We start from the raw sequence: 25390 nt of genomic DNA, 5'->3' as shown, positions 1-25390 counted from the left end.
CCACGTCGCGAACTCGACAGACCCGACGAAGCCCGTCGGCGAACCACCGCAGCGCTCGGCTGTCCGAGACCGCCGCACACGAACGACACGACCCCCGCCCACGCATCGAGAGGATCGACATGTCTTCCCCCACCTCCCCGCGCTGGCTGCGAATGCCGACCGGCTCCCCGAGGGGGCTGGCCTTCGGGGCCGACTACAACCCGGAACAGTGGCCGCGATCGGTGTGGGACGACGACGTCGCCCTGATGCGCCAGGCGGGCGTCACGATCGTGTCGCTCGGCATCTTCTCCTGGGCCCGCATCCAGCCTCGGCGCGAGGAGTGGGACTTCGCCTGGCTCGACGAGGCGATGGACCTGCTGCACGCCAACGGGATCGCCGTCGACCTGGCCACGGCCACCGCGTCGCCGCCGCCGTGGCTGGCTGCCGAACACCCCGAGATCCTGCCCGTCACGCGAACCGGCGAGGTCCTCTCGCCGGGCGCCCGCCAGCACTGGCGACCGACCTCGCCGGTGTTCCGGGAACACGCCCTGCGACTGGTCACCGCGCTGGCCGAGCGGTATCGGGACCATCCGGCGCTGGTCGCCTGGCACGTGTCCAACGAGCTGGGCTGCCACAACGTCTACGACTACTCCGACGACGCCGCGCGCGCCTTCCGCCAGTGGCTGCGGGCCCGCTACACCACGCTCGACGGCCTCAACCACGCCTGGGGAACGGCCTTCTGGGCCCAGCGTTACTCCGAGTGGGACCAGATCCTGCCGCCCCGACTCGCGGCCTCGCATCCCAATCCGACCCAGCAGCTCGACTTCGCCCGCTTCTCCTCCGACGCGCTCAAGGACTACCTGGTGGCCGAGCGCGAGATCCTGCGCCGGATCACGCCGGAGGTGCCGGTCACCACGAACTTCATGGTCATGGGCGGCACGAAGCGGATGGACTACGCGGACTGGGCGAGCGAGGTCGACTTCGTCTCCAACGACCACTACGTCATTCCCGGTCCACAGGCCCGCGACGAGCTGTCCTTCTCGGCGAACCTCACCAGCGGCATCGCGGGAGGCAGCCCGTGGTTCCTCATGGAGCACTCGACGAGTGCGGTGAACTGGCAGCCGGTGAACCTGGCCAAGAGGGCAGGCGAACTCGCGCGGGACTCGCTGGTGCACGTCGCCCACGGGGCCGACGCGGTCTGCTACTTCCAGTGGCGGCAGTCCGCAGCCGGGGCCGAGAAGTACCACTCGGCGATGGTGCCGCACGCCGGGGCCGACAGCGAGGTGTTCCGCTCGGTCACTCGGCTCGGCGGACTGCTGCGCGACCTCGCGCCGATCGCCGGTTCCGCCCGCGAGCCCGCCCGGGCCGCCATCGTCTTCGACTGGCAGTCGTGGTGGGCCAGCGAGCAGGACTCGCACCCGACCTCGCTGCTGCGGTACCACCGTGAGGCGCTGGACTGGTACTCGGCCTTCCTCGCCGAGGGCGTCCGGGTCGACGTCGTCCCGGTGGCGGCTGAGCTGGCAGGCTACGACGTCGTCATCGCGCCCGTGCTGCACGTGGTCACCGCAGAGCTGCGCGACCGGCTCGCCGACTACGTCCAGGGCGGCGGACACCTGGTCACCACCTACTTCTCCGGGATCGTCGACGAGAACGACCACGCCTGGCTCGGCGGATATCCGGGGGCGCTGCGTGAGCTGCTCGGCATCCGGATCGAGGAGTTCGAGCCGCTGCTGGACGGTCGGCAGGCCGTGCTCGACGACGGCGGGATCGGGACGCTGTGGACCGACCGGATCAGCCGCGTCGAGTCCGACGTGGAGGTGCTGACCCGCTACGCCGACGGCGACCTGGCCGGTCTGCCCGCCGTGACGCGGCGCGTGGTCGGCGCGGGCTCGGCCTCCTACGTGTCGACCCGGCTGGGGCCCGACGGTCTGCGCGGCGTGCTGGCCCGACTCCTCGGCGCGGCGGGCGTGGCCAGCGAGCTGCCCGAGTCCGCGCGCGGCAGCGTCGAGCTGACGGTGCGCCGCTCGGCGGACGCCGTCTACTGGTTCCTGGTCAATCGCACGGACGAACCCGTCGAACTGCCCGGCGTGCTCGGCGAGGTCCTCGCCGGGACCGGGACGCAGCGCGGGGCCGAGGACTCGGGGCCGTCGCCGCTGGTGCTGGGGCCGAGGGACGTCCTGGTGCTGAGCCGCTCCCCGGAGGAGACCGCCTGATCGAGACCCGCTGATCCGGATCGACCGCCGAGGCCCGGCGCTCACCGCCGAAGTCGTCTCGGCCACGAGTTCATCTCCGCACCGCTCGTCAAGGACTCGAGAGGACACCGGAATGAGACGACCACGTACGCAGCGCCTGGTTGCAGGCCTGGGCGTCATCGCGATGGCGACCGGCTCCGCCGCAGCGGGGGCCGGGCCCGCCGTCGCGGTGAAGCCCGCCTCGGCGGTCACCATCACCCCCGACCCCTCCTACCAGGGGCCGGATTTCGAGGGCTGGGGCACCAGCCTGGTCTGGTTCGCCAGCGCCACCGGGGGCTATCCCGACGAGATCCGCGAGGAACTCGCCGAGCTGGTCTTCGCCCGCCGAGGGGCTGGCCCTGAACCTCGCCCGCTACAACATCGGCGGCGGGAACGCCCCCGACGTGCCGGACTACCTGCGCGCCGGGGCTGCGGTGCCGGGCTGGTGGCAGGCGCCGGCGGGCACGACCCGTGAGGACGTCGACTGGTGGTCGGCGGACGATCCGGCGCACGGGAACCCGGACGCGGATCAGACTAAAGCGATGGTGGGTCGACCGGATCAAGGGGCAGATCGACCACTGGGAGGCCTTCAGCAACTCGCCGCCGTGGTTCATGACTGAGAGTCTGTCTTTGATTCCTCTCCGTCGTGAGCGGGGATCGGCGTGGATGAGCTGCCAGGCGACAGGAGGGAGCCATGGCGGAGTCATGGTGACCGACGACAACGCCGCAGATCGCCGCGCCGGCCCCGCGCAACTCCGAAGGCAGGGATCAACGACAGGCTCTGAGCGGGTATGTCTCCGGCGGGTTCGACGCGCAGCAGGATCAGCTCAAGGTGGACGACGTCGAGGACTTCGCCGCGGACCCTGGTGGGCGCGGTGGAACGTCTGGAGGCGGCGCACGGCATCCGGTTCGCCGACGTCGCTGCCGATGCCACGGTGACCCCGGTGGCGACCAGCGCAGACGGGGGCTCGTCCCGCAGGTGCCCGTGGACGCCGCCACGGGCACGGCCACGGTGGAGGTCCCCGCCCGGTCGGTCGCCACGCTGGCGGTGAGCGGCGTGTCCGGGGTGGCCGAGGACGCCGCGACGATTCGGGACGGCCGGGACTACCGGCTTACCGGGGTCGGCAGCGGCCGATCCCTGACGGTCGCCGCCGACGGCACGGGCACGGAGATCCGCACCCCGGTCGACGGGAACGCCGCGCAGGCGTGGCGGCTGACCAGGGTCGCCGATTCGGCCGAGGACCTCAGCAACCGGGCCCGTTACGTCGTCACCACCGCCGACACCGATCGGCGGCCGGCGCTGCGGGACGACGAGGTCGGCCTCGAGGACGCGCAGGGACAGGCGGACGCCGCCGCGCAGTGGATCGGCTCGACCACCGGCGACGGGACCTGGACGCTGATCAACGCCGAGGCGGGCCTGCTCCTGGAGGTGAGCGGGGAGGCGACGCACGACGGCGCCGAGGTCTCGGTCTGGACGCCCAACTCCGGCGCGCGCCAGCGCTGGCAGGTGATCGACGAGACCGATCCCGCCGGGTCGTGATCGGGTAGGCGGATCGCAGGCAGGCACCGAGACAGGCGGGCACCGAGCCCCGTGGGGGAGCGGTGCCCGCCTGTTCGTCGCCGAATCCTCGGCGAGCCGTCGGCTGTCCGCCTACCGGCGTCGGGCGGCTCCGTCTGAGCGGGCCTGGCTGGTGTGCCTGCCTGCTCGGCGGCATCGCGGGGGCCCCGTCCGTGGCGCAAGGCCGACCCACCCGTGCCCTGGACGGCCCCGTTCGGCGTCGCCGCCCTACTTCGTCGCCGCCGGACGGGGACGGGTCAGCCGCCTGCCTGCGGGGTCAGCTCGACTTCGGTCTCCACCTCGTCGGGCCAGCGGACGACGACCGTCGTGCCTGCGACCGTCACGGTCGGGTCGGGGCCGAGTTCCTCGGTGCCGTCGTCCAGGCGCACCACCACGGCCACCACGACGGCGTGATCGGGATCGGCCGTGGGGCCTGGCTCGGCGCGTCCGTCGGCGGCGGACGAGACGTCGAAGGCGAGCCACGGAATCGCCGTCCAGACTCCCAGCGGGCTCACGTCTCGGTCCAGTGCGACGTCCTCGGCCGTGACGGGGAGGGACCGTCCGCGCGCGACACCGGGCGCCGTCGTCATCACCTCCACCCGCGCCGCCCGCAGCGACGAGCGCAGTCCCGCGATGGACGCGTGGGCGCCGGGCCCGACGCGCGGCTCCGCCGCCGCCGACACCGGCCAGCCGCCCAGTCGCAGGGTGTGGGCCCGCGCCGTGTCGAGGTGCGGGCCGACCCGCGCGATGCGCACCTCGACGCCGTCGCGGACCACCGAGGCCACGGTGATCACCGGCCCCTCGGTGACCGTCCCGGTGCGCCCGGAGCCATGGTCGGCCGAGGCGTCCGAACCCGCGTCGACCCAGTTCACCCGGCCCGTCGAGGCTCCGACGAGCACCCCGTCCGGCTCGCGGCGGGTGACGAGGGTGGTGAAGCCGCTGCGGTGCGTCGCCCGCCCCTCGTGGTCGAGGAGCACCACGGCGTTGTCCAGCGGATCGGTCACGCTCGGCCCGACCAGCGGCGGCACGGTGGCGGTGGAGTAACCGAGACGGGCGTACAGCGGCGAGTCGGTGATCTGCGCACCGGGCCGGGCGTGATCCGTGCCGTGATTGAGCACCACGGCGATGCCGTCGCGGCGGCGAGCGGAGACCAGCCAGCCGGGCGCGGCGATCACCCGAGACACGTCCTCGGTCTCCACCGGCAGGCCGACCTCACGATTCGTCCACACCGGATGGTCGGCGGGCAGGGCCAGGCCGAGCATTCCCTTGGCCGCCCAGTACGGCGAGGCGGGGCCGGAGTAGTCCTGCCGCATCGCGGGCCACGGCCCGTGCCAGCCGAGCGTCAGCAGACCGTCGTCGTCGCGGGCGCCTCGGTCGAGGAAATGGGCGATGATGCCGCTCGCCGCCCGCCTCACCTGTCCGGGCGGTAGCCCGCCCACGCCGGTGATCGCGCCGGTCCACAGCGGCGCGGCGGCGGCGAAGCGATAGATCAGGCTGCGGCCCTGCATCAGCGGCGATCCGTCCGACCCGGTGAGCACCAGGGCGTCGGCCAGATAGCGGGACAGGTCCTCGGCCCACTGAGCGCGCAGCTCCGGCGGGCACAACGAGCCCGTCACGTCGAACCACTCGGTCCACAGCAGCGGGTAGACGTGCAGCGCCCAGCCCGTGTAGTGGTCGTAGGCCCGCTCGTCCGCGCCGTCGGACAACCAGCCGCCGGGTCTGCGCAGGGCGGCGTGCACCGCGAGGTCCCCTTCGACATCCTCGGCCGACCACGCGCCGCCCGCCTCGCGCAGGAACGACTCGACGATGATCCGGAACCACACCCAGTTGATCGGGGGATACGGCTGTCCGACCACCCCGGCCAGCCAGTCCAGCGTCCGCTCTCGCACGCCGTCGTCCAGTCGGTCCCACAACCAGGGCCGGGTGAGTTGAAGGATCAGCGCGAGGGAGGCGGCCTCGACCTTGGCCTGCCCGAGTTCGTCCGGGCGCGGCCAGTACTCCGGAGAGGCGGGATCAGTGCCCGCCCGCAGCCCCTCGGCATAGCGGTCCAGCAGGCCCGTCGGGTCGGCGCCGCGCTCGCCCGCGATGCGGAAGCCCGCCAGCAGGAAGGTCCTGGCGAAGCCTTCCAAGCCGTCGGAGACCCGGCCGTTGCGGCTGGCGGGACCCGGCAGGTCGTAGCGGGCGCCCAGGGGCGAGCGGTGCCGCTGCACCGCCGCCAGCATCGAGTCGGCGAGGTCGGCCCAGTGCGTCCTGGTCCAGCCGGTGTACGGGGAGAGCCGATGATCCGTCGGTGGTGTCATGCCTGCGCCGCCCTGGTCTCTCGGGTGACCTCGTCCAGGGCGGGCAGACCGGCGCCGAGGCGTTCCAGCTCGGTCAGGGCCGCCGCCGTGAGTCTGCGGGTCTCGGAGTCGAGCGAGCCCGCGATGTGCGGGGTGATCACCACGTTCGGCAGGTCGTACAGCGGGGAGTCGGCGGGCAGCGGCTCCGGCTCGGTGACGTCCAGGATCGCGTGCAGCCCGTCCCGCTGACAGGCCGAGGTGAGCGCGGCGGTGTCGACCAGCGCGCCCCGAGCCGTGTTGATCAGCACCGATCCCGGGGGCAGGGCGGCCAGCTCGGCGGCGCCGATGAGATGTCGGGTCTCGGGGAGTGACGGGGCGTGCAGGCTCAGCACGTCCGCCTGCGGCAGTGCCTCGGCCAGGCTCACGGGCTCGGCTCCGGCGGCGGTGATCACGGCGGGATCGACGACCGGGTCCACCACCAGGACCCGTGCCACCGCCAGCGACACGAGCAGGTCGACGACGCGGCGTCCCACGCGTGAGTAGCCGAGGACGACCACCGTGCGGTCGCGGCCGGAGAGCGGCCCGCGCCCGTCTCGGTAGCTCCAGTCGGCTCGGTGCACGCGGGCGTCGGCCGCCAGGAACGGCACCTTCTTGAACGCCCACAGCACCGAGGCCAGGGTGAACTGGGCGACCGGCTCGGCGTTGGCCGCCGCGGCCGTGGTCACCAGGATGTCCCGATCGAAGACCTCATCGCCGACGTGACCTCGGACGCTGCCCGCCGCGTGCAGGACGGCCCGCAGACCGGGCGCTGCCCGCAGCACCTCCGCGTCCAGCGGCGGGGCTCCCCAGGAGGTGATCAGCACCTCGACCTCGGCGAGCCTGCGCCGCGCCGCCGGGGAGGTCAGCTCCTCGGTGTGCACCGGATCGCCGAGGCTCGCCAGCGTCCGCAGGCGGTCGTGCTCGGCGGGGCCGAACTGGGCTGCGAACGCCTCGGCGCCCATCACCAGCATCGTCTCCGGCCGGTGCGGCGTCACTTCACGCTCCCGGCGGCCAGGCCGGACCGCCACTGTCGTTGCAGGACGACGAACGCGAGCACCAGCGGCACCACGGCCAGCAGGGACCCGGTGATGACCAGCGGGTTGTAGTACGGGAACTGCGACACGCGGGAACTCCATTGGAAGAGGCCGAGGGTGACGGGGAACAGCTTCGGATCGGTGAGCATGACCAGGGGCAGGAAGAAGTTGTTCCAGATGCCGACGAACTGGAACAGCAGGATGGTGACCACGCCGGGCCGCAGCAGCGGCAGCGCGACGGTGACGAAGGTCCGCAGTTCGCCCGCGCCGTCGATGCGTGCGGCCTCCAGCAGCTCGTTCGGCACGGCTGCCTCGGCATAGGCGCGCGCGAGATAGACGCCGAAGGGGTTGGTCAGCAGCGGGATGAACACCGCCCAGAACGTGTCGACGATGCGCAGTTCCGTGGCCAGCAGATAGAGCGGGAGGGCCAGTGCGGTGGTGGGGACCAGGACGCCCGCCAGCGTGACGGCGAACAGCAGCCTGCGGCCGGGGAAGTCCAGCCGGGCGATGGCGTATCCGCAGGCCGTGCAGATCAGCGCGCCCAGCAGCGCGCCTGCTCCCGCGTACAGCAGGGAGTTGCGAGCCCAGTCGAGGAAGATGCCGTTCTCCTCGGCGAACAGGTCGCGCATGTTGCCCATGAGATTCCACTCGCCCAGCTCGAACGCGCCGGTCGTGGAGAAGTCGCCGACGTTCTTCGTGGCCGAGGTCAGCAGCCAGATCAGCGGCAGCACGCTGTAGAGGGCGGCCAGCAGCAGCAGCGCGTGGACGGCGCCCCGCGAGGTCCAGCGGGAGGTCGGTCTGGTCGTGGTCATCGAGCCCTCCGGGTGGACAGTCGCATGACCAGCGCCGACAACACTGCCGAGGCGATGGCCAGCACGAGGGAGGCTGCGGCGGCCCGGCCGTAGTCGTTGGTGATGAACGCCGCCTCGTACACGTAGAGGCTCGGGGTCCAGGTGCTGGTCACGGAGTTGGTAAACGAGCTGAGGATGAGCGGCTCGGTGAACAGCTGGAGGGAGCCGATGACGGTGAAGACCAGCGCCACGAAGATCGTCGGCCGGATCATCGGCACTTTGATCGACAGTGCGGTGCGGATCGGCCCGGCGCCGTCGACCTTGGCCGCCTCCAGCACGTCGCGCGGCACGGTCCGCAACGCCGTGTAGAAGATGATCATGTTGTAGCCCATCCACTGCCAGGTGGCCATCACGACGATCGAGGGCAGCACGCCGTCGGCGCCGAGGGGATTCCACGGCAGCACGTCGTTGAGCGGTCCGATGCCGGGGCTGAACAGGTAGGACCAGATCAGGCCCGCGATCACGCCGGGCACGGCGTACGGCAGGAACACCATCAGCGACCACATCTGGCGAAGGCGCTTCACCGCGCCGTCCAGCAGCAGGGCCAGCACCAGTGCGCAGCCCAGCATCAGCGGGACGTGGACCAGGGCGTAGACCGCCACGTTGACCAGACTCGTCAGGAAGGCGGGATCGCCGAGCACCTCGGCGTAGTTGGCCAGCCAGACGAAGACCTCCTGCGGCCCGGCGAAGCCGAGGCCGGTGAGTCGTTCGGTGAACAGGCTCAGGTAGAGGGCATAGCCGATCGGGACGAGGACCGTGCCCGTCAGCAGCAGCGCGAACGGCGCCGCCAGCACCAGCGGTGCCAGGCGCAGCCTGCCTCGGCGTCGCGGTTGCGGTCCCGTCGACCTCTTCGACGCGGTGGGCTCGCCGGACGGCGCGACGACGGTCATGACTGCCTCCGCTCGCGCACCGACAGGCCCCGGTCGCGCATTCCCGCCACGGCGGCGGCCTGTACGCCCGCCAGCGCCTCCGGAATGGTGGTGCGCCCGCCGGTGACGCCGCCGAAGGCGTCGGCGACCGTCGAGAAGAGACCGAGGGCATTGGGGCCCCATGTCCAGTCCGGCACTCGGGAGTCGGCCTCGTCCAGCACGTCGTAGACCGGATCGCCGACGAAGTAGTCGCTCGGGGCCAGCCCGCGCGCCACCTCCCGGTTGGGCAGGTAGGCGGGGAACGGCGAGGTGAACTCGGAGCCGATGCGCGGCACCTCGGGATCGGTGCTCAGCCACCGCAGGAATGTCAGCGCCGCCTCCGGCACCTCGCTCTCCCGTGAGACGCCGAACGCCGTGCCGCCTTGAATCCCGTTGGCGGGCTCGCCGCCCCAGGTGGGCATGGTGGTCACGGCCCAGCGGCCTCGGTCGTCGGGAATCGACTTCTGCAGCGTCCCGACGCTCCACGAGGCGCCGAGCAGCCCCCACAGCCGCCCGTCGTGCATGGCGGCGATCCAGTCCTGGGTGCCGGTCGATCCGCTGCCCACCAGGTCGGCGCTGATCAGGTCCTGCCAGTACTCGCCGGTGCGCAGCGTGCCCTCGCCCGCGACGTCGACCACCCAGGTGTCTCCGTCGATCTCCCACCACGGGTCGCCCGCCTGCCAGGACATCCCCGCGAAGAAGGAGCCGTCGTTCAGCGGGAACGTCGTGATGCGCGCGTCGGAGTCCAGCGTGCGGATCGTCTCGGCGGCTCCGCGGAACTCCTCCCAGGTGCGCGGCACGGGAAGCCCGGCCTCGTCGAAGAGGTCTTTGCGGTAGTAGAAGGCCATCGGCGCCATGTCCATCGGCACCGCCCAGGTACGACCGTCCGGCCGCACGGCCTGCCAGGCGGCAGGCGAGTAGCCGTCGGCCAGATCGGCGGTCTCCTCGGTGATGTCGCGCAGGCCGCCCGTGGCGAGGATCTGGATCAGACCCTGGTACTCGACGTGCATGATGTCGGGCGCGTTGTGTGCGCGGATCGCGTTCGTCTGCTGCGCATAGCCGCCGGAGAGCCCGGCGGCCAGCACACTCAGCTCCACGTGGACCTCGCGCTGGGACGCGTTGAACGCCGCGACATAGCGATCCATCCCGGTCAACCAGGACCACAGCCGGACCGTGGTGGCTCCGGGCGGCGCGCTCGTCGAGGTGGCGCAGCCCGCGAGCAGTGACCCGCCCGAGACGGCGACGGCGGTGCAGGCCGAGGCGCGGAGGAAGGCGCGGCGCGACCAGCCGGTATCAAGCCCCATTGCTGATTCCCTTCTGGCAGTTACCTGCGTCACTCCATCGTGTGAAATCGTTCGTGGTCAATCATTGTGGCCAGAACCGATCACAATCGATCAGGAGCGAAAGTGGCAGACGGTCTTCTCGCAGGCCTGCTCGCCGGAGAGCAGGCGATTCTCGGTGACGGAGGCATGCGGGAGCCCGGTGACCCCGATCCTGTCGTGCTCGCTCTGCGTGATGCCAGGACTCGGCTGCCCGTTCCTCCGGTGACCGATCGCAGCGTCTGGGACGCGGTCGATCCGCGGACTCGGGACGGGCTGCTTCGGCTCGCGGCGGAGCAGCGAGCCCGCTCCGCGCCGCCGCTGCATGCCTCGGACTGGGCCCGTGCCTTCCGCGACGGCAACCGCACCGCGCACGAGGACGCCGCGCGTCTGCTCCGGACGCGCACCGCCGGGTTCGTCCTCGCCGCAGTGCTGTCCGGCGAACACGCCGAGGCCGATGCGCCGCCCGGCGTCGTGCCCGATCTCGACGCCGCAGCGGACGGAATCGTGGCCCTGTGCGAGATGAGCACGTGGTGCTGGGCGCCCCATGACTCGCACACCGCAGCGCGTCGCGAGGTGCTGCCCGATCCGGACGACCCCTATCTCGACCTCGGTGCCGCCGAGGTCGGCGGCCTGCTGGCCTGGGCGGATCACGTTCTCGGTCCGCACCTGGACCGCCGCGTGCCCGGCCTGCGCCGCCGGATTCGACGCGAGGTGCGGGCTCGGCTCCTCACGCCGTTCACCACCCGGCGGGACTGGCCCTGGCTGGGGCTGGACCGGCCCGCCGACAACTGGAACCCGTGGATTCACAGTGCCGTGCTGATCGCCGCACTGGCGCTGCTCGACGATCCCGCCGAGCAGGCCGCCGTGATCCGGCTGGTGCCTGCCGGACTCGATCGGTTCCTCGCCGCGCTGCCGGACGACGGCGGGATCGACGAGGGCGTGGCGTACTGGTGGCACGGCGCGGGGCGGCTGTGGGAGTCGCTCGACCTGCTCGCCACGGTGGGCGGTCCGGCGCTGGACGCCAGGGGACTGCCGATCTTCGCGAGCCTGGCCCGCTTTCCGCACCGCATGCATCTCGGCGGGCTCTGGTACGTCAACGCGGGCGACGGCCCGGCCCGGCTGTCCGGCGCCCAGCCCTGGCACGTCGCTCATCGCTGGGGACGGGCACTGTCCGAGCAGGCCGTCTGCGAGCATGCGGCCGCCCGAGGCGGGCGGGACCCGTTCGCGGTCCGGCCGGAGTCCGGGCTCGGCAGCGCGCTGACCGGGCTCGTCGATGCGGACTGGCGTGCTGCCCACACGGCCGCCCGTGCCGCCGCAGGACGGGCCGGGTCGGTTCGGTCCGGCGTGGACCGTGCCGACGTCGAGTCGGCCGGCCCCGACGTCGAGCGGTCCGCTGCCTGCCGCGCCGCGCCCGGCGGCCCGTCCGTCGGCGCCGAGCGGCCCACCGCTCCGGCCGCCGCCGCCGACGAGGAGCAGGGCTCCTGGCTGAGCCGCGATGGCTGGCTGCCCCGCGTGCAGGTGCTCGTCGCCCGCGAGACGGCGGGCACCACACACGGCCTCACCCTGGCCGCGAAGGCGGGCCACAACGGCGAACGACACAACCACCTCGACGTCGGCTCCTACTGGGTCGCGCTCGACGGAACACCGCTGGTCGTGGATGTCGGCCAGCCCACCTACACCTCGGGCAGCTTCGGTGCGGACCGCTACGCGGCCTGGCCGCTGCGCAGTGAATGGCACAACGTCCCCGAGCCCGGTGCGGGCCAGCTGCCCGGGGCCGCCCACGCCGCGCGCGAGGTCTCCGTCGAGCAGGCCGACCAGACCACCGCGCTGCACGCCGAGCTGACCGACGCCTATCCCGCAGGCCTGCTCACCCGGTGGTCGCGGACCGTGCGGCTGGTCCGGGCCGCCGAATGGGAACCGGCCCACGTCCTCATCGACGACTCCTGGGCTCTCGGCGATTCCCGGGCTCGCGGCGACGCGACGCCGGTGCTCGTGCGACATGTCCTCACCGGCACCGTCGAACTGGCCTCCGGGCGGGCACTCGTGACCCCGGCCTCGGGGCGGTCGCTGCTGGTGAGCTGGGACCCGACCTCGCTCGTCGCCGAACTCGAACACCGTCCACTGACCGATCCGCTGCTGCGCGGCTCCTGGGGTGCGCAGCTCACCAGGCTCACCCTCGCCGCCGTCTCCCCGACGGTGACCGCCGCCCGCGTTCGACTGGAGGCCGCGCCGTGACCCTGGCAGCTCAGCGACAGGACGCCATCCTCGCGTTCGTCCGCCGCTGCGGCGGCGCCCGGCTCTCCGAGCTGGTGACGCTGCTGCGCGTCTCCGCCGTCACCGTGCGGCGCGACGTCACGGCCCTGGCCGATCGCGGGCTGGTGGTCCGAGTGCACGGCGGGATCACCCTGCCTCGGCGCGGCGCCCAGGACGCCGGGCCGCGCGGCTCCGTCTTCGGCGCGACGGTGCTGCGCACCGCCGTCGGCATGGTCGTTCCCTCGGTGGAGTACTACTGGCCGCACGTCATCCAAGGTGCGCAGGCCGCCGTTGCCGCCGCCGACGGTCGCCTCGTGATGCGCGTGACCCACTACCAGCCCGGCGAGGACCGCCGACAGATCAACGATCTCCTCGATCGGGGAGTGAAGACCCTGCTGGTCGCCCCGGTCGTCTCCGGCGACGCGGGGCGCGAACTGCTGCGCTGGCTGGGCGGACTGGCCGCATCGGTCGTGCTCGTCGAGCGTCGTCCCCCGCCGGAACTGCCGATGCTGGCGCTCGACGCCGCCACCACCGCGCACGCCATGGGCGCCGGGCTCGCCGTCCGGCATCTCGTCACGCTGGGGCACCGATCCGTGGCGCTGGTGACCTCGCGATCCAGCCCCACCAGCCGAGCCCTGCGCACCGGCTGGCGGGACACCACGGCCGAACTCGGGCTGCCGAGGTCCGACCGGATCGACGTCGAGGTCCCCGCCTACGGCACGGCAGGCTGGCCAGCCACCTACGACGACGTGCTGCTCAGTTGTCGACGGGACGGCGTCCGCGCCATGCTGGTGCACTCCGATCGGGAGGCCGTCGGGATGCTGGAACGCGCCCGTGACCTGGGGATCGACGTGCCGGGCGACCTCGCGGTGGTGTCCTATGACGACGAGGTCGCCGCCGCGTCCGATCCACCGCTGACGGCCGTCCGGCCGCAGAAGCATCGGCTCGGTCGCCTCGCTGCCGAGCTGGCGCTGGCCCGCGCGGCTGAGGGCGGGATGCGCCCGGTCCATCGGGTCGAGCTGTGGCCGACGCTGGAGGTCCGGGAATCCTGCGGGGGACTGGCCTTCTGACGACGTGCGCTCGTCGCGGGCTCGTCGTCTCCGCCGGTGTCGCTTATGTCGATCGCGGCAGCGCCGACGTCGACGCGGATTTCGCCGGGGCCTGCCACCGGGTCGGCGACGTCGTCGCGGTAGACGAATCGATCCGGCCCGCCGAAGCCGGCGAGCTGCACGGCCCGCATGACATTCTCCTAGGTATACCGATCGGTATGTTTACTGACGGCGGTATGCGGTGTCGGGGCGCGCGAAATGTCGCGATGCGAGGGAGGTCCCGATGCGAGGGTGCTCGGCTGTCGGTGACCGGCCCATTCCGATGCGGCGGTCCAGCCCTCGAGCGTGTCGTGCTGCGGATTGGCCGCGATCAGCGCCGATCATGGGGCGGCGCGGTGCTCTCGCGTAGTACGAGACGGGTGGGTACCAGCGTCCGGCCTCGTTCGACGGCCTCGCCGCGCATCTGATGCAGCACTCCGGCGACGAGTCGACGACCGACCTCGGTGAAGTCCTGGTGGATCGTGGTCAGCGGCGGCAGGAACGAGCCTGCGTCCGGAATGTCGTCGAAGCCGACGACGCTGACGTCCGCAGGCACCGCGCGGCCCGCCTCGTGCAGGGCGCGGAGCAGGCCGAGGGCCATTTGGTCGTTGGCCGCGAAGATCGCCGTGCAGTCGGGTTCCGCCGCGAGCAGCAGGCCCGCGCGGTGGCCGGAGTCGGCCGACCAGTCGCCTCGGACCGGCGGCGGGACCTCGCGCCCCTGCTCGCGCAGCACCTGCTCCCAGGCGGCGGCCCTGCGCCGGGCCGCGAAGGACTCGTCCGGCCCCGCGAGATGCCAGACGGTGCGATGTCCCAGGTCGAGCAGGTGCCGCACCGCGTCCCGGGTGCCGCCGACCTGATCGGTGTCGACGATGCTGTAGAGGTCGTCCTCACCGGACTGGGCGACCACGATCGGCACGTTGCGCGGCAGGTCCACCGTCGTCGCATCCAGCAGATGCACCTCCATGATGACGATGATCGCGTCCACCGCCAGCTCGCCGAGCCGGGTGAAGGCACCGTGCATCCCCGCCTGCGTCGGCACGCTCACCGGCAACAGGGTCACGGCATAGCCCTCGTTGGCGGCCGATACGGAGATCGCCTCCAGCGTGCGGACGTTGCCGGTGCTGGACAGGGTGAACAGGATGACGCCGATCGTGCGGAACTCGCCGCGCTTGAGGGCACGGGCCGCGCTGTTGGGCCGGTAGCCCAGCTCCTGCATCGCCAGCACCACCTGGCGCCGGGTCGACTCCATGACGCTGGGATGTCCGTTGGACACCCTGGACACCGTCTGCGAGGACACGCCCGCCAGCCGCGCGACGTCGGCCATCGACACCCGTCGTACGCCCTCGACCAACCGCCTGCCCCCTCGCCATCCGGCTGCCGCCGAAGAACCTGTCCGGCCATCGCCGACGAACACTGTAAGCGGCGGGCCTCGACGGCGAGAACCTGTCGGAGCTCGAGTCGGAAGCCGCCTGCCCAGGGTGGCCGCCTGCCCAGGGTGCGGGCGGAGGCGGCGGAGGGCGGCTGCGATCAGCCAGGACGGGCCGGGTATCTCGCAGGGCGCCCCGGGGCGGCTCAGCCGTTCGTCAGGTCCTTCTCCGCGATGATCTTGGTGGGCGTGAGACGCACCGTCATCATGCCCTCGCCCGCATTGAGCCGCCCGTACTCCTCGGCCAGCTCCTCGCCCATGTAGCGGGCGGCGTTGCGCGTCGACCAGTGCAGGACGTCGGCGGGCTCGTCCTCGGTCGCGACGGTGCCCTCCACGACGGCGAAGGAGAACGGCGGGTCGTCGTCCTCGACACACACGGCCGCCTGTGCGGTGCGGATCAGGTCATGGCCCTTGGCGGAGTGCGCACTCGTGGTGAACACGAGGTCCGAGCCGTCTAGGACGAACCACACCGGCGTGACGTGCGGGCGTCCGTCGGCACGCACCGTGGCGACCTTCGCCGTGCGGGTGCCGTCCTGGATGAAGCTCTCGTACTCGGCAGTGGTCATCGTGGTCATCGCCGCCTCCTCGTCGCTGGCCGGGTGTGTCCGGCGTCGGATGTCGTTGCGTGCGCGGGGTGCGGTCGCGGTGGTCGTCGGCCCGTCGACGGGGGCTGCCACCGATGCGCTGTCACCCGCACACCGGAGGGGTGCCCGAGGCCGCAACGGCGAAAACCGAGTCTCTGAACAGGGGAGATGTGGAGGATCGCCTCGTAGTGACCCAATCTGATAATCTGGTCACTACGAAGGGGGGCGCCCATGCCGAGACCGCTGATCCCGAATCGCTCCGCCGTCATCCTCGACACCGCGGAGGACCTGATCCGGACGCGTGGCTACGACCGCACGACGGTCGCCGACATCGCCGAGCGCGCCGGGATCGCGAAGGGAGCGGTGTACCGGGAGTACCCGAGCAAGGAGGCGGTGCTCGACGCCCTGCTCGTCCGCAGCGTCGGCAGGCTCGTCGCCGACGTGCGCGCTCGAGTGGAGGAGGACGCCGAGCCGATGGGACTGGCGGCCGTGTACCGGTTCGGCATCCAGGCGCTGCGGGGCGAGCCGCTCGTGTACGCCTTCCTCTACGGCACCTCCGACGTACTCGGTTCCTACGCCCGCGATCGAACCGACGACCGCTACGCCCTGCGTCTCGCCTGGCTCACCGAGTACCTCGCCGAACTCCAGCGGGCGGGCGCGATTCGCGCCGACATCGACTCCGACGCCGTCGCCCTCGCCCTGAGCGCCGTGACCGTCGGCTTCCTGTCCGTCGGCCCGCTGATGGGCGGGTTGAGCGAGAAGCAGCTCGACGGCGCGCTGGACGTGATCACCGAACTGGTCGAGCGGGGGCTGGACCGGTCCGAGGCGGACGCGGACCGGCAGGAGACGCAGGCGGCGCAGCTCCGGCTGCTCGATCGGGTGGCGACCCAGTTGCAGGCACCAGAGAGAGGATCGGCATGACCGACCAGCAGGATCTGTACGAGAGCACCTACGTCGAGTTCCCGGAGGGCCGCCTCCGCGTCATCACGGCGGGCGACCACGGGCCGCCGGTGCTGTTGTTGAGCGGCGCGGGCCTGGACAACGCGATGCTCAGCTGGCGACACCTCATCCCCGCGCTCGCCGCCGAGCACCGGGTGTTCGCGCTGGACTGGCCGAAGCAGGGCGGCAGTCGGGACTGGGCGGGAATCGCCGATCACTCGACGATGCTGCGCTGCATCACCGGCGTCCTCGATCACTTCGGCCTGGAGACGGTGAACCTCGTCGGCATGTCCCAGGGCGGCGGGATGACCCTGGCCTACGCCATCGAGCACCCGGAGCGGGTGCGCAACATCGTTCCCATCGCGCCGGGGGGCATCATCTCCTTCCCGCCCGGCGTGCACCAGCTGTTGTGGCTGATCGCCAAGCTGCCGCTGCTGAGCCACGGCCTGTCGACGATGATGTTCCGCAAACGCAAGGCGGTCGCCTCCCTGGTCAGGAACACCCTGATCCCCGGCCCGGTCGACGACTTCGAGGAGATCGTCGACGAGGTCCACCAGCTGGTCCTCGACGGCGGCGCCGGGTCGTCGGACTGGCAGAACGGCTCGATCGGCTTCCTGAAGATGAAGCTCGATCTGCGGCCGAGACTGGCGGAGATCTCCTGCCCGACGCTCTTCATCCAGGGTGACAAGGACGTGGGCATCCGGCCGAAGCACACGGTGGCGGCGGCGGCCAAGGTGCCGGGCGCGCGACTGGAGATGCTGGCGGGCAATGGTCACTGGTCCAATCGCCAGTCGCCGGAGCGGGTCAACGGCCTGATCATCGACTTCCTCGCCGCCGACCGAGCGAAGTACGGCAAGGCGGCGGGCTGACGGCCTCCCCACCGCAACCGGTCGAAGACCGAGACCGGTTACGGTCGGGTTCGAGGCCGCCGCGCACGATCGAGGAGATCGGTCTCGCACCCGAGCGCTTACTCCGCCGCCGCGATCGAGCAGGACCTCCGACCGGCTCGCTGCCCGACGACGTGACGACGGCGGGTGGACCGTCGACCGGGCCTCGTGCTCGGCGGCAGGCGCACCGGAATGAGCACTGCTGGATCACGCTGAGCGCGCTGCGAGTCCTCCGGGCCGCCAACTCCCCGCAACGTCGACGGCCGCTCCAACGCCCACGTACGAACCGGACCGGTCGACGAGGACCGCGACCGGGGAACCGGCCGGGGAATGAGGCGCACGGCCGGGGCTGACCAGTCGGCCCGCCCGCGCGAATCGACCGGATGATCCTGCCTGCGTCGTCGGGCACGAGGGCAGGCGCGGCCCGTCGGCCGGATCAGGCCGCCGCATCGAGGAGCGAAAGCGGCGTGCGGTCGTCCCGCGACGGCTTGCGCGGTGTTGCGGCATCGGGCAGGGCAGGCCGGAAAGGCACTCCTTTCGGGGCGGGCGCGTCGCGACCGATCGGCGTGGGGAGGTGCCAGGGTGGCTTCGAGGCTCGCCTCGGTCCCGGTCGATGCCCTGATCCCGTCCGGCCTCGTCCGCCCGATTCCGCTACCCGAGAGAGATGAGTGGTCGATGAACCCGATGATCTTCGTGAACCTGCCCGTCAAGGATCTCGGGCGGGCGACCACGTTCTATCAGGAGCTGGGCTTCACCCGGAATCCGCAGTTCTCCGACGAGAACGCCTCCTGCATGGTGATCAGCGACGCCATCTACGTGATGCTGCTCGTCGAGCCCTTCTTCTCGACCTTCACCACCAAGCCCGTCGCGGACGCCACCCGAAGCACCGAGACGATCCTGGCGTTGAGCGCCGAGGACCGAGCCGCGGTGGACCGGTTGGCCGACGCGGCCCTGGCCGCAGGCGGGGTGTCCGACACCGAGACGATGGATGAGGGCTCGATGTATCTGCGCGGCTTCCAGGACCTCGACGGTCACCAGTGGGAGGTCACCTGGATGGACATGAGCGCGGCGCAGTAGCGACGCGAACGGCTCCTCGGCTGCGATTTCGCCCTCCGCGCGGTCCCCGACATCGGTCGAGCAGGCGGAGATCTCCGGAACTCGCGCCGAAAAGGGGAGAACCGGACCGCCGCCGGGTACGAACCTCATAGGGCCTTCGGTCGGGACGCGGCCGACGGCCGGGAATGCCTGCAAGGGACCGAGGACGTGCGTCGAGGGGAGCTGTCGAGATGACCGTGGCGGAACGGAGCGGCCTGCTGCTGGACACACTGCTGGATCGGACCGTGCTCGGCGGCTATCCCCGGTGGGGCCTCGCACTGCGCCGTCGCCTGCCCGGTTGGCAGCCCGACCCGGCCCCGGACGCCTTGGCGGGCCGCTCCGCGATCGTCACCGGGGCGAACTCTGGGCTCGGCAAGGCCACCGCCGCCGGGCTGACCCGGCTCGGCGCGCGAGTCCATCTGCTGGTCCGCGACCCGGCCAAGGGAGAGCGGACCCGTGCCGACCTGGCCGCCGCCGACCCGACCGCCCGGCTGCGGGTCTGGCGGTGCGACGTGGCCGACCTCGACGACGTCCGACGCTTCGTCGAAGAGTTCCGCCGGACCGAGTCGACGCTCGACATACTGGTGCACAACGCGGGCGTACTGCCGGAGCATCGGCGGACCACCGAGCGTGGTGACGAGCTGACACTGGCCACGCACGTCCTCGGACCGCTGCTGATGACCGAGTCGCTGCGTCCGGAACTGCGTGCGGCGGGGGCCGCCCGGGTGATCTGGGTGTCCTCCGGCGGGATGTACGCGCAGCCGTCGCCGGTGGTCGATCCGGAGTACAACCGGGGCCGTTATCGGGGAGCTGCCGCCTACGCGCGCAGCAAGCGCATCCAGGTGACCCTGCTGCCCGTGCTGGCTCGGCGATGGTCGGCGGACGGCATCGCGGTCTATGCGATGCATCCGGGCTGGGTGGACACCCCCGGCATCGCCTCGGCGCTGCCGGGCTTCCACCGACGCACCCTGCGAGTGCTGCGCACCGCCGAGCAGGGCGCCGACACGACGGTCTGGCTGGCTGCGGTGGAGCCACGGCCGGTCCTGGGCCGGTTCTGGCATGACCGGCGGGCCCGTCCGGTGTCGCTGCTGCCGTGGACGAGGGAGACGGCGGCGCAACGGCAGTCGCTGTGGGAGTTCTGCGCTCGGGCGGTGGATCTCGAACCCTGATCACCAGCGGACGGACCGCCGAGCACGCGGTCGGGACGGACCGCCGATCGACAGGAGCGGATGATGAGTGAGACGAGCACCACGGACGTCACTGACGGCGCCGCGCCACGACCGGCCGACTCGGTGCGCTCGGTCGCACTGCTGATCGCGATGGTCGCGCAGGTCGCGGCGGGGGCTGTCGGCGGGATCGGGGTGTGGGGCGAGCAGATCGGCACGGTCGCGAACTCGTATCCCACGCCGCTGCTGCCGGGCGGCGGCGCCTTCGCGATCTGGTCGCTGATCTACGTCTCGACCCTGGCGCTGGCCGTGCGGGCCGCGCTGCCTGCCCAGCGCGGCCGTCGGGTGTATCGCAGGGCGGGCTGGTGGCTCGTGGCAGCGGGCGTGCTCAACGCGGGCTGGGTGCTCGTGTTCGGTCAACGCTGGATCGCGTTCGCCGAGGTCGTGATCGTGGCGCTGCTGATCTGCCTGATCATGGCGTGGGTCCGGCTCACGGAGACTCCGGCACGCGACTGGGGCGACCGACTGCTGCTGTACACCCCGGTGACGTTCTACGCGGGCTGGGTGACGATGGCGACGGTGGTGGGGGCCGCCACCACGGTCACGGCGCTGGGCCTTCGGCTGTCCGCCGGGCTCACGGCGTCGGTGGCCGTGGCCGCTGTCCTGGCGACGACCGCCGTCGTCACGCTCGTGGTGATCAACGCCTTCGCGGTGTTCGGCTTCGTCGCCTCGGTGACCTGGGCGCTGGCCTGGATCGTGCTCACCACGTCGACGGGGCTGGTCGCGGTCGCGGCGCTGGTCGGCATCGTCGTGACGCTCTCGGCGGTCGCTGTGCGGTACAAGGGCAGCGCGGCCGCCGGGCGGCGCCTGCGGATCGGCTGGGGCTGAGGACGATTCGCAGGTCGGGTGCTGCGCCCGGCCAGGCCCTCGCCCGTCTGGAGCCGGTGCGGGCGGCGAGACCGACCTCGAAGGACCGGGCCTCGGCGCCGGGCACGTCACCTGGTCGAGCCCCGGGCCCGCCCGGCCCGGACCGTCAGCGCAGCCCGTCAGTCCACGATCGCCCCGCAGGACATGTTGACGGCGGCGGAGGTGATCGTCCTGGCCCGGTCCGAGGCCACGAAGACGGCGACCTCGCCGACGTCGGACAGCGTCGCGGCCCGGTCGAGCAGGCCGGACTGGACGATGCCCTCGGTGATCTCCGCCCGCACCGCGAAGTCGACTGGGATCGACTCCGGCACTCCGCCGGTGGTGAGGGTGACGACGCGGATGCCGTGTCTGCCCAGTTCGCAGGCCCACTGCCTGCGGAGACCCTCCAGCGCGTCCAGCGCGATCTTGAAGCCGCCCAGGCCCGGCAGGGTCTGGGGGCCGGAGCCGCCGAAGGCCAGGACCACGCCGGATCCCTGCGGGATCATGTGGCGGGCGGCGGCCCTGGTCGTGAGGAAGTGGGACCGCATCGCCGTGCTGATCGGCGTGAGGAAGTCGTCCACCGAGATCTCGGTGAGGGGCTGCTGGACGTCGCCGAGACCGATGAGATTGAACGAGACGTCGACCCGGCCCGTCCGCGCGACCACGCTGTCCACGAAGGAGTCGACGGCGGTCTCGTCGAGCGCGTCCATCTCGACCGACTCCGCCGTGCCGCCTGCCGTCCGGATGTCGGCGACGACCTTCGCCATCGGGTCGGCGGTCCGTCCGGCCAGGAAGACCTGGGCGCCGTTCCGAGCGAATGCGCGTGCCACCGCGCCGCCGATCGCTCCGCCGCCGCCGTAGACCACGGCGACCTTGTTCTCCAACAACGACATCTGCTGCCCCTATCCGACATCCGAGAACCGGCCCCGGCACCGCTCGCCGCTGATCGGAGCACACGCGAAGCCCGGGTTGTCGGCAAGTCCGCCGATCACTGGCGAACCTAGCGTCGATGACCGTCAGTTCTCGGGTCGACGTACTCCGTGGCGAGATGAATCGCCTGCCGGAGTCACGGCGGAACGGCGGGGCACCGCCGTGGGTGCGGCCTGCGACTCCGGCCTCCGAGGCGGATTTCGCGCTCTCGCGGTCGGTATGGCCCGAGCGTGCCTGCTCAGGTCCCGGCGGCCGGGCGCGTGGTGGACGCGCGGGGGATCAGCGTCGGCGTGCAGACGTGGACGGCCTGCTCCCCGGCGCGCGGGGGCGCGAGCAGCAGGTTCAACGCCTCGGCCGCGATGAGGTGGAACGGGACCTTGACGCTGGTCAACGGCACGGGAAGCCTGCTGACCAGCGGGATGTCGTTGTATCCGACGACGGAGAGGTCCTCGGGAACGCGCAGGTTCAGCCGGTGGGCGGCGGCCATCACGCCGATGGCGGTGTTGTCGTTGACGGCAAAGATCGCGGTGGGACGCGGTGCGTGGGTGAGCAGGGCGTGACCGGTGTCCTCGCCCGCGTCGATGCTGAAACCCGACTCGCGGACCAGTTCGGGACCGGCGTCCACGCCCTGCTCGGCCATGGCGCGGTGGTACCCGGCCCGCCGATTGCGGGCGCTGGAGGCGTAATCGGGACCCGCGACCAGCGCGACACGTCGATGTCCGAGGTCCAGCAGATGCCGGGTGGCGAGATAGCCGCCGAGTTCGTCGTCCCCGACCGAGGAGGCGCTGACGCCGTCGGTGCGCAGCGCCAGCACGTGGGGCACGCCCCTGGCCCGCAGCTCGGCGGGGAAGTCGTCGTCGGAACGGGCGGTGGTCATCACCAGGCCGTCGACCCGTCTGCGCAGCAGGCTCTCGGCGGCGGCGCGTTCCGCCGCGCGGTCCTCCTGGGTGGTGGCCACGACCGCGAATCGGGAGCGCTGTTCGCACGCCGTCGCTAGCTCCTCGTACAGGATCGCCATGACGGTGTCGCTGAGCCGGGGGACGAGGACGCCGATGGTGTTGGTCCCCTGTCGCCGCAGACTGGCGGCGTAGACGTCGCGGGTGTAGCCGAGGGTGGTGGCGGCCTCGCGGACTCGCTGCGCGGTGGCGCTGCGGGAGGGGGGCAGGCGTTCGTCGAGTACGCGGGAGACCGTCGAGGTGCTCACGCCTGCGGCTCGTGCCACGTCGTGGATCGTGACGGGTCGCGCGGGCCGCCCCGAGGAGCCGCCCGCTGCCCCGGCGGTGCCGTCCATCGTGTGATCCCTTCCCCGACTGCTCCGTAGCCTAGGCCTCTCGCGACGCTCGGCGTCGTCACGCGGTGCGGCCCTGTCCCCGCGCGTCGCAGGGGCCGTCCGGGCCCGCCGCGTTCGCGCCGAGCCGCCCGGCTGCGCCGCACGTCGCCTGCTGCCGCCGATCCGCCTGCGCCGTTCGCGCACGCGTCCGGTGAGCGGTCGGGCCGACGCACCGCTTGAAGGCCGGCAACGCCGCTGCCTGCCCTCGCCCAGCCGGACCTCCTTGACGTGAGCCACGACACGCCGCACACTACGGGAACGTTCCCGCAATCGTTATTGGAAGGATCACGGATGTCTTCGATCGACCTTCGCGGCCTGGTGCCCGCTCCCGTCACGCCCTTCACACCCGACGGCGCCGTCGACCACGCCGCCCTCGCCGACCTGGGCCGATGGCTCGCGGGCGTTGCGGGAGTCAAGGGACTGGTCTGCCTCGGACACGCGGGCGAGGGCACGTACCTGACCTCGGCGGAGCAGCAGGCCGTCATTCGCACGCTGGTGACGGCGGTGGACGGGGCGATCCCGATCATCGCGGGCATCACCGGCGAGGGCACGCACGTCTCGGTCGAGGAGTCCAGGCGTGCGGTCGCGGCGGGTGCGTCGGCAGGGTTGGTCTATCCTTCACACGGCTGGCTGCGGTTCGGCTTCCAGGCAGGCGCTCCCCAGGAGCGCTATCGCGTGCTGCACGAGGAGTCGGGTCTGCCGCTGATCCTCTTCCAGTACCCGGACGTCACCAAGGCCTCCTACGACCTCGAGACCCAGCTGGAGATCGCCGCGCAGCCCGGCGTGTTCGCCACCAAGAACGGGGTGCGCAACATGCGGCGCTGGGACACCGAGATCCCGGTGCTCCGGCGGGAGAATCCCGAGCTGCAGATCCTCACCTGCCACGACGAGTATCTGCTGCACACGATGTTCGACGTCGACGGCGCCCTCGTCGGGTACGGCAGTCTCGCCCCCGAGCCGCTCGTCCGGCTCATCGCGGCAGGTATGGCAGGCGACTACCCCGCCGCGCGGCGCATCCACGACCAACTGCTGCCGCTGACCAAGGCCGTCTACCACCGCGGCTCGCACATGGAGGGCACCGTGGCACTCAAGCTGGGCCTGGTCGCACGAGGTGTGCTGCCGAGTGCCACCGTCCGGTCGCCCCTGCTTCCCCTGGTCGCCTCCGCGGCGGACGAGATCACCATCGCGCTGAAGCACGCCGACCTGATCTGACTCTCGCAGGCCCCGTCGACCTTCCGAGCGCAGAGTGGCCTCGGGAGATGAAGGAGGTGTCGCGATGCACGACGACGCCCGCACCACGGCCGACGCGGCGGCCGAGCCGGGAGGCGGCAACCGCCGGTCCCGGCTGCTGCGCCGACTGGCACTGATCGGCCCGGCCTTCGTGGTCGGCGCCTGGCAGTTCGGTCCAGGCAATCTCACCTCGGCCGTCCAGGCGGGCGGCCTCTTCGGCTATCGGCTGATCTGGGTCATCGTCGTGTCCACGGCACTCATGATCATGTTCACCGACATGAGCGTGCGGATCGCGCTGTCCTCCGGCGAGTCCATGGTCGAGACGGTCAAACGAGTGCTCGGCAAGGTGACCGGTGTCCTGGCCGGGATCGGCGTCTTCGGGATCAGCCTGATGTTCTCCGTGGGCAACGCGGTGGGGTCGGGGCTCGGTCTGTCGCTGGTCTTCGGCGGTTCGCCGGTGATCTGGACCCTGGTCTGCACCGTGGTGGTGGCGGTCGTCGTGCTCGCGCGCGACTTCTACACGGTGGTGGAACGGCTGCTGCTCGCCATCGTGGTGCTGATGGCCGTCGGCTTCATCGCCAGCGCGGTCCTCACCCGGCCCGACTGGGGCGACGTGGCGGCAGGCTTCATTCCCAACCTCCCGCCGGGCGTAGGCCTGCTCCTCATCGCGCTGGTCGGGACCAACTTCTCGATCAACGCCGCCTTCTACACCGGTTATGCCACGCGGGAACGCGGACTGACCCGCTCGCAGTACCGCGACGTGACGATCTCGGACACCATCCCCGGCATCGTCGCGCCCGGCATCATGACGATCCTGGTGATCGTCGCGGGTGCCGCGGCACTGGGCGGGAGCAGCGGCGGGACCCTGCAACAACTCGCGGAGGTGCTCGAACCGGTCGCGGGTCCGGCAGGCCGGATCATCTTCGCCCTCGGCTTCTTCGGCGCGGCCTTCTCCTCGATGGTGGCCAACGCAACGGCGGGCGGCACCCTGCTCTCCGACGGACTGGGCTGGGGCAACCGACTCTCGTCCCGGCGAGTGCGGGCCATGATCCTGGTGGTGCTCGCCTTCGGCGCCCTGGTCGCGGTGCTCGCGCAGGGCTCCCCGGTCGAGTTGATCATCCTGGCCCAGGCGCTGACGGTCCTGGTCGCGCCGTTCCTCGGCGTGCTGCTCTTCCTGCTGGCCAACACCAGACGACTGATGGGCGACCTGCGCAATCGGTGGTGGCAGAACATCGTCGCGACGATCGGTCTCCTCTCGATCGCGGCGACCTGCCTGCGGCTGATCACCACGTTCAGCTGAGCCGAGGGGCCGCCGATCCACGGGGCGGCGCACTCAGAGCCTGTCCTTGATCCCA

Annotated in this window: 21 protein-coding genes; 12 read left to right on the top strand and 9 right to left on the bottom strand. The window is 71.7% G+C overall.

Annotation, left to right across the window (positions count from 1 at the left end):
- Positions 1–119 precede the first annotated feature (119 nt).
- The 3 genes from UA74_RS24310 to UA74_RS24300 all read left to right on the top strand — a co-directional run bounded on the left by UA74_RS24310 (position 120) and on the right by UA74_RS24300 (position 3750).
- Positions 120–2192: a beta-galactosidase gene (locus UA74_RS24310; protein ID WP_075742316.1), complete on the top strand. Its 2073-nt coding sequence runs from the start codon at positions 120–122 to the stop codon at positions 2190–2192.
- 112 nt (positions 2193–2304) lie between these two features.
- Positions 2305–2685, top strand: a complete 381-nt coding sequence (locus tag UA74_RS24305) for a hypothetical protein (protein WP_198042852.1) — start codon at positions 2305–2307, stop codon at positions 2683–2685.
- A 510-nt stretch (positions 2686–3195) separates the two neighbouring features.
- Positions 3196–3750 (top strand): RICIN domain-containing protein, encoded by a 555-nt coding sequence (locus UA74_RS24300; RefSeq protein WP_075765552.1) that lies wholly within the window; start codon positions 3196–3198, stop codon positions 3748–3750.
- Positions 3751–4025: 275 nt separating this feature from the next.
- On the opposite strand, the gene UA74_RS24295 is transcribed toward UA74_RS24300, so the two are convergent.
- The 5 genes from UA74_RS24295 to UA74_RS24275 are packed head-to-tail and all read right to left on the bottom strand — an operon-like array spanning position 4026 to position 10183.
- The gene (locus UA74_RS24295) at positions 4026–6068 is read right to left on the bottom strand and encodes a DUF2264 domain-containing protein (RefSeq protein ID WP_075742314.1); all 2043 of its coding nucleotides are present in this window, start codon (positions 6066–6068) and stop codon (positions 4026–4028) included.
- A complete protein-coding gene (locus UA74_RS24290; RefSeq protein ID WP_232237415.1) occupies positions 6065–7081 on the bottom strand; it encodes a hydroxyacid dehydrogenase in 1017 nt (338 codons plus the stop codon). Before UA74_RS24290 ends, UA74_RS24295 begins: the two co-directional genes overlap by 4 nt.
- Positions 7078–7932: a carbohydrate ABC transporter permease gene (locus UA74_RS24285; protein WP_075742313.1), complete on the bottom strand. Its 855-nt coding sequence runs from the start codon at positions 7930–7932 to the stop codon at positions 7078–7080. The genes UA74_RS24290 and UA74_RS24285 overlap by 4 nt, the downstream gene beginning before the upstream one ends.
- Positions 7929–8861, bottom strand: a complete 933-nt coding sequence (locus UA74_RS24280; RefSeq protein WP_075742312.1) for a carbohydrate ABC transporter permease — start codon at positions 8859–8861, stop codon at positions 7929–7931. Before UA74_RS24280 ends, UA74_RS24285 begins: the two co-directional genes overlap by 4 nt.
- Complete coding sequence (locus UA74_RS24275; RefSeq protein ID WP_075742311.1) at positions 8858–10183, bottom strand: ABC transporter substrate-binding protein; 1326 nt, start codon at positions 10181–10183, stop codon at positions 8858–8860. The genes UA74_RS24280 and UA74_RS24275 overlap by 4 nt, the downstream gene beginning before the upstream one ends.
- 102 nt (positions 10184–10285) lie before the next feature.
- Between UA74_RS24275 and UA74_RS33805 the strand changes: the two genes are divergently transcribed.
- Positions 10286–12436 carry a heparinase II/III domain-containing protein gene (locus UA74_RS33805; protein WP_232237413.1) on the top strand — a complete coding sequence of 717 codons (2151 nt, stop codon included), beginning with the start codon at positions 10286–10288 and terminating at the stop codon, positions 12434–12436.
- Positions 12433–13524 carry a substrate-binding domain-containing protein gene (locus UA74_RS24260; RefSeq protein ID WP_075742310.1) on the top strand — a complete coding sequence of 364 codons (1092 nt, stop codon included), beginning with the start codon at positions 12433–12435 and terminating at the stop codon, positions 13522–13524. Before UA74_RS33805 ends, UA74_RS24260 begins: the two co-directional genes overlap by 4 nt.
- A gap of 349 nt (positions 13525–13873) precedes the next feature.
- Here the strand turns inward: UA74_RS24260 and UA74_RS24255 are convergent, their stop codons facing one another.
- Both UA74_RS24255 and UA74_RS24250 read right to left on the bottom strand, forming a co-directional pair.
- Positions 13874–14866, bottom strand: coding sequence for a LacI family DNA-binding transcriptional regulator (locus UA74_RS24255; protein ID WP_075744176.1), 993 nt, complete (start codon positions 14864–14866; stop codon positions 13874–13876).
- A 248-nt stretch (positions 14867–15114) separates the two neighbouring features.
- On the bottom strand, positions 15115–15543 hold the full coding sequence (locus UA74_RS24250) for a PPOX class F420-dependent oxidoreductase (protein ID WP_075744175.1): 429 nt from the start codon (positions 15541–15543) through the stop codon (positions 15115–15117).
- Between the two features lie 240 nt (positions 15544–15783).
- Here UA74_RS24250 and UA74_RS24245 point away from each other — a divergent pair, with 240 nt between their 5' ends.
- From UA74_RS24245 to UA74_RS24225, 5 genes are all read left to right on the top strand, one after another.
- Positions 15784–16473: a TetR/AcrR family transcriptional regulator gene (locus UA74_RS24245; protein WP_075742309.1), complete on the top strand. Its 690-nt coding sequence runs from the start codon at positions 15784–15786 to the stop codon at positions 16471–16473.
- A complete protein-coding gene (locus UA74_RS24240) occupies positions 16470–17360 on the top strand; it encodes an alpha/beta fold hydrolase (protein ID WP_075742308.1) in 891 nt (296 codons plus the stop codon). Before UA74_RS24245 ends, UA74_RS24240 begins: the two co-directional genes overlap by 4 nt.
- Positions 17361–18053: 693 nt before the next feature.
- Positions 18054–18455 carry a VOC family protein gene (locus UA74_RS24235; RefSeq protein WP_075744174.1) on the top strand — a complete coding sequence of 134 codons (402 nt, stop codon included), beginning with the start codon at positions 18054–18056 and terminating at the stop codon, positions 18453–18455.
- A 209-nt stretch (positions 18456–18664) separates the two neighbouring features.
- Positions 18665–19642 (top strand): SDR family NAD(P)-dependent oxidoreductase, encoded by a 978-nt coding sequence (locus tag UA74_RS24230; protein ID WP_075742307.1) that lies wholly within the window; start codon positions 18665–18667, stop codon positions 19640–19642.
- A gap of 60 nt (positions 19643–19702) precedes the next feature.
- Positions 19703–20527, top strand: a complete 825-nt coding sequence (locus UA74_RS24225; protein WP_232237409.1) for a tryptophan-rich sensory protein — start codon at positions 19703–19705, stop codon at positions 20525–20527.
- 158 nt (positions 20528–20685) lie between these two features.
- Here UA74_RS24225 and UA74_RS24220 read toward each other — a convergent pair whose 3' ends face one another.
- A complete protein-coding gene (locus UA74_RS24220) occupies positions 20686–21438 on the bottom strand; it encodes an SDR family NAD(P)-dependent oxidoreductase (RefSeq protein WP_075742306.1) in 753 nt (250 codons plus the stop codon).
- A 275-nt stretch (positions 21439–21713) separates the two neighbouring features.
- Positions 21714–22766: a LacI family DNA-binding transcriptional regulator gene (locus UA74_RS24215; RefSeq protein WP_075765550.1), complete on the bottom strand. Its 1053-nt coding sequence runs from the start codon at positions 22764–22766 to the stop codon at positions 21714–21716.
- A gap of 330 nt (positions 22767–23096) precedes the next feature.
- On the opposite strand from UA74_RS24215, the gene UA74_RS24210 reads away from it, so the two are divergent.
- Positions 23097–24017 carry a dihydrodipicolinate synthase family protein gene (locus UA74_RS24210; protein WP_075742304.1) on the top strand — a complete coding sequence of 307 codons (921 nt, stop codon included), beginning with the start codon at positions 23097–23099 and terminating at the stop codon, positions 24015–24017.
- 64 nt (positions 24018–24081) lie between these two features.
- Complete coding sequence (locus UA74_RS24205; RefSeq protein WP_075766330.1) at positions 24082–25335, top strand: Nramp family divalent metal transporter; 1254 nt, start codon at positions 24082–24084, stop codon at positions 25333–25335.
- Positions 25336–25390: the final 55 nt, after the last annotated feature.

Origin of the sequence: Actinoalloteichus fjordicus, assembly GCF_001941625.1 — a bacterium.
GTDB lineage: Bacteria > Actinomycetota > Actinomycetes > Mycobacteriales > Pseudonocardiaceae > Actinoalloteichus_A > Actinoalloteichus_A fjordicus.
This window is presented reverse-complemented; position numbering and strand designations above follow the sequence as displayed.

Excerpts from the sequence above, each read along its gene's own strand:
- UA74_RS24285 (WP_075742313.1), bottom strand. The coding sequence starts at position 7,932 with ATGACCACGACCAGACCGACCTCCCGCTGGACCTCGCGGGGCGCCGTC.
- UA74_RS24230 (WP_075742307.1), top strand. The coding sequence starts at position 18,665 with ATGACCGTGGCGGAACGGAGCGGCCTGCTGCTGGACACACTGCTGGAT.
- UA74_RS24245 (WP_075742309.1), top strand. The coding sequence starts at position 15,784 with ATGCCGAGACCGCTGATCCCGAATCGCTCCGCCGTCATCCTCGACACC.
- UA74_RS24240 (WP_075742308.1), top strand. The coding sequence starts at position 16,470 with ATGACCGACCAGCAGGATCTGTACGAGAGCACCTACGTCGAGTTCCCG.
- UA74_RS24210 (WP_075742304.1), top strand. The coding sequence starts at position 23,097 with ATGTCTTCGATCGACCTTCGCGGCCTGGTGCCCGCTCCCGTCACGCCC.
- UA74_RS24305 (WP_198042852.1), top strand. The coding sequence starts at position 2,305 with ATGAGACGACCACGTACGCAGCGCCTGGTTGCAGGCCTGGGCGTCATC.
- UA74_RS24310 (WP_075742316.1), top strand. The coding sequence starts at position 120 with ATGTCTTCCCCCACCTCCCCGCGCTGGCTGCGAATGCCGACCGGCTCC.
- UA74_RS24280 (WP_075742312.1), bottom strand. The coding sequence starts at position 8,861 with ATGACCGTCGTCGCGCCGTCCGGCGAGCCCACCGCGTCGAAGAGGTCG.
- UA74_RS24220 (WP_075742306.1), bottom strand. The coding sequence starts at position 21,438 with ATGTCGTTGTTGGAGAACAAGGTCGCCGTGGTCTACGGCGGCGGCGGA.
- UA74_RS24225 (WP_232237409.1), top strand. The coding sequence starts at position 19,703 with ATGATGAGTGAGACGAGCACCACGGACGTCACTGACGGCGCCGCGCCA.
- UA74_RS24215 (WP_075765550.1), bottom strand. The coding sequence starts at position 22,766 with ATGGACGGCACCGCCGGGGCAGCGGGCGGCTCCTCGGGGCGGCCCGCG.
- UA74_RS24250 (WP_075744175.1), bottom strand. The coding sequence starts at position 15,543 with ATGACCACGATGACCACTGCCGAGTACGAGAGCTTCATCCAGGACGGC.
- UA74_RS24235 (WP_075744174.1), top strand. The coding sequence starts at position 18,054 with ATGAACCCGATGATCTTCGTGAACCTGCCCGTCAAGGATCTCGGGCGG.
- UA74_RS24275 (WP_075742311.1), bottom strand. The coding sequence starts at position 10,183 with ATGGGGCTTGATACCGGCTGGTCGCGCCGCGCCTTCCTCCGCGCCTCG.
- UA74_RS24205 (WP_075766330.1), top strand. The coding sequence starts at position 24,082 with ATGCACGACGACGCCCGCACCACGGCCGACGCGGCGGCCGAGCCGGGA.
- UA74_RS24295 (WP_075742314.1), bottom strand. The coding sequence starts at position 6,068 with ATGACACCACCGACGGATCATCGGCTCTCCCCGTACACCGGCTGGACC.
- UA74_RS24255 (WP_075744176.1), bottom strand. The coding sequence starts at position 14,866 with ATGGCCGACGTCGCGCGGCTGGCGGGCGTGTCCTCGCAGACGGTGTCC.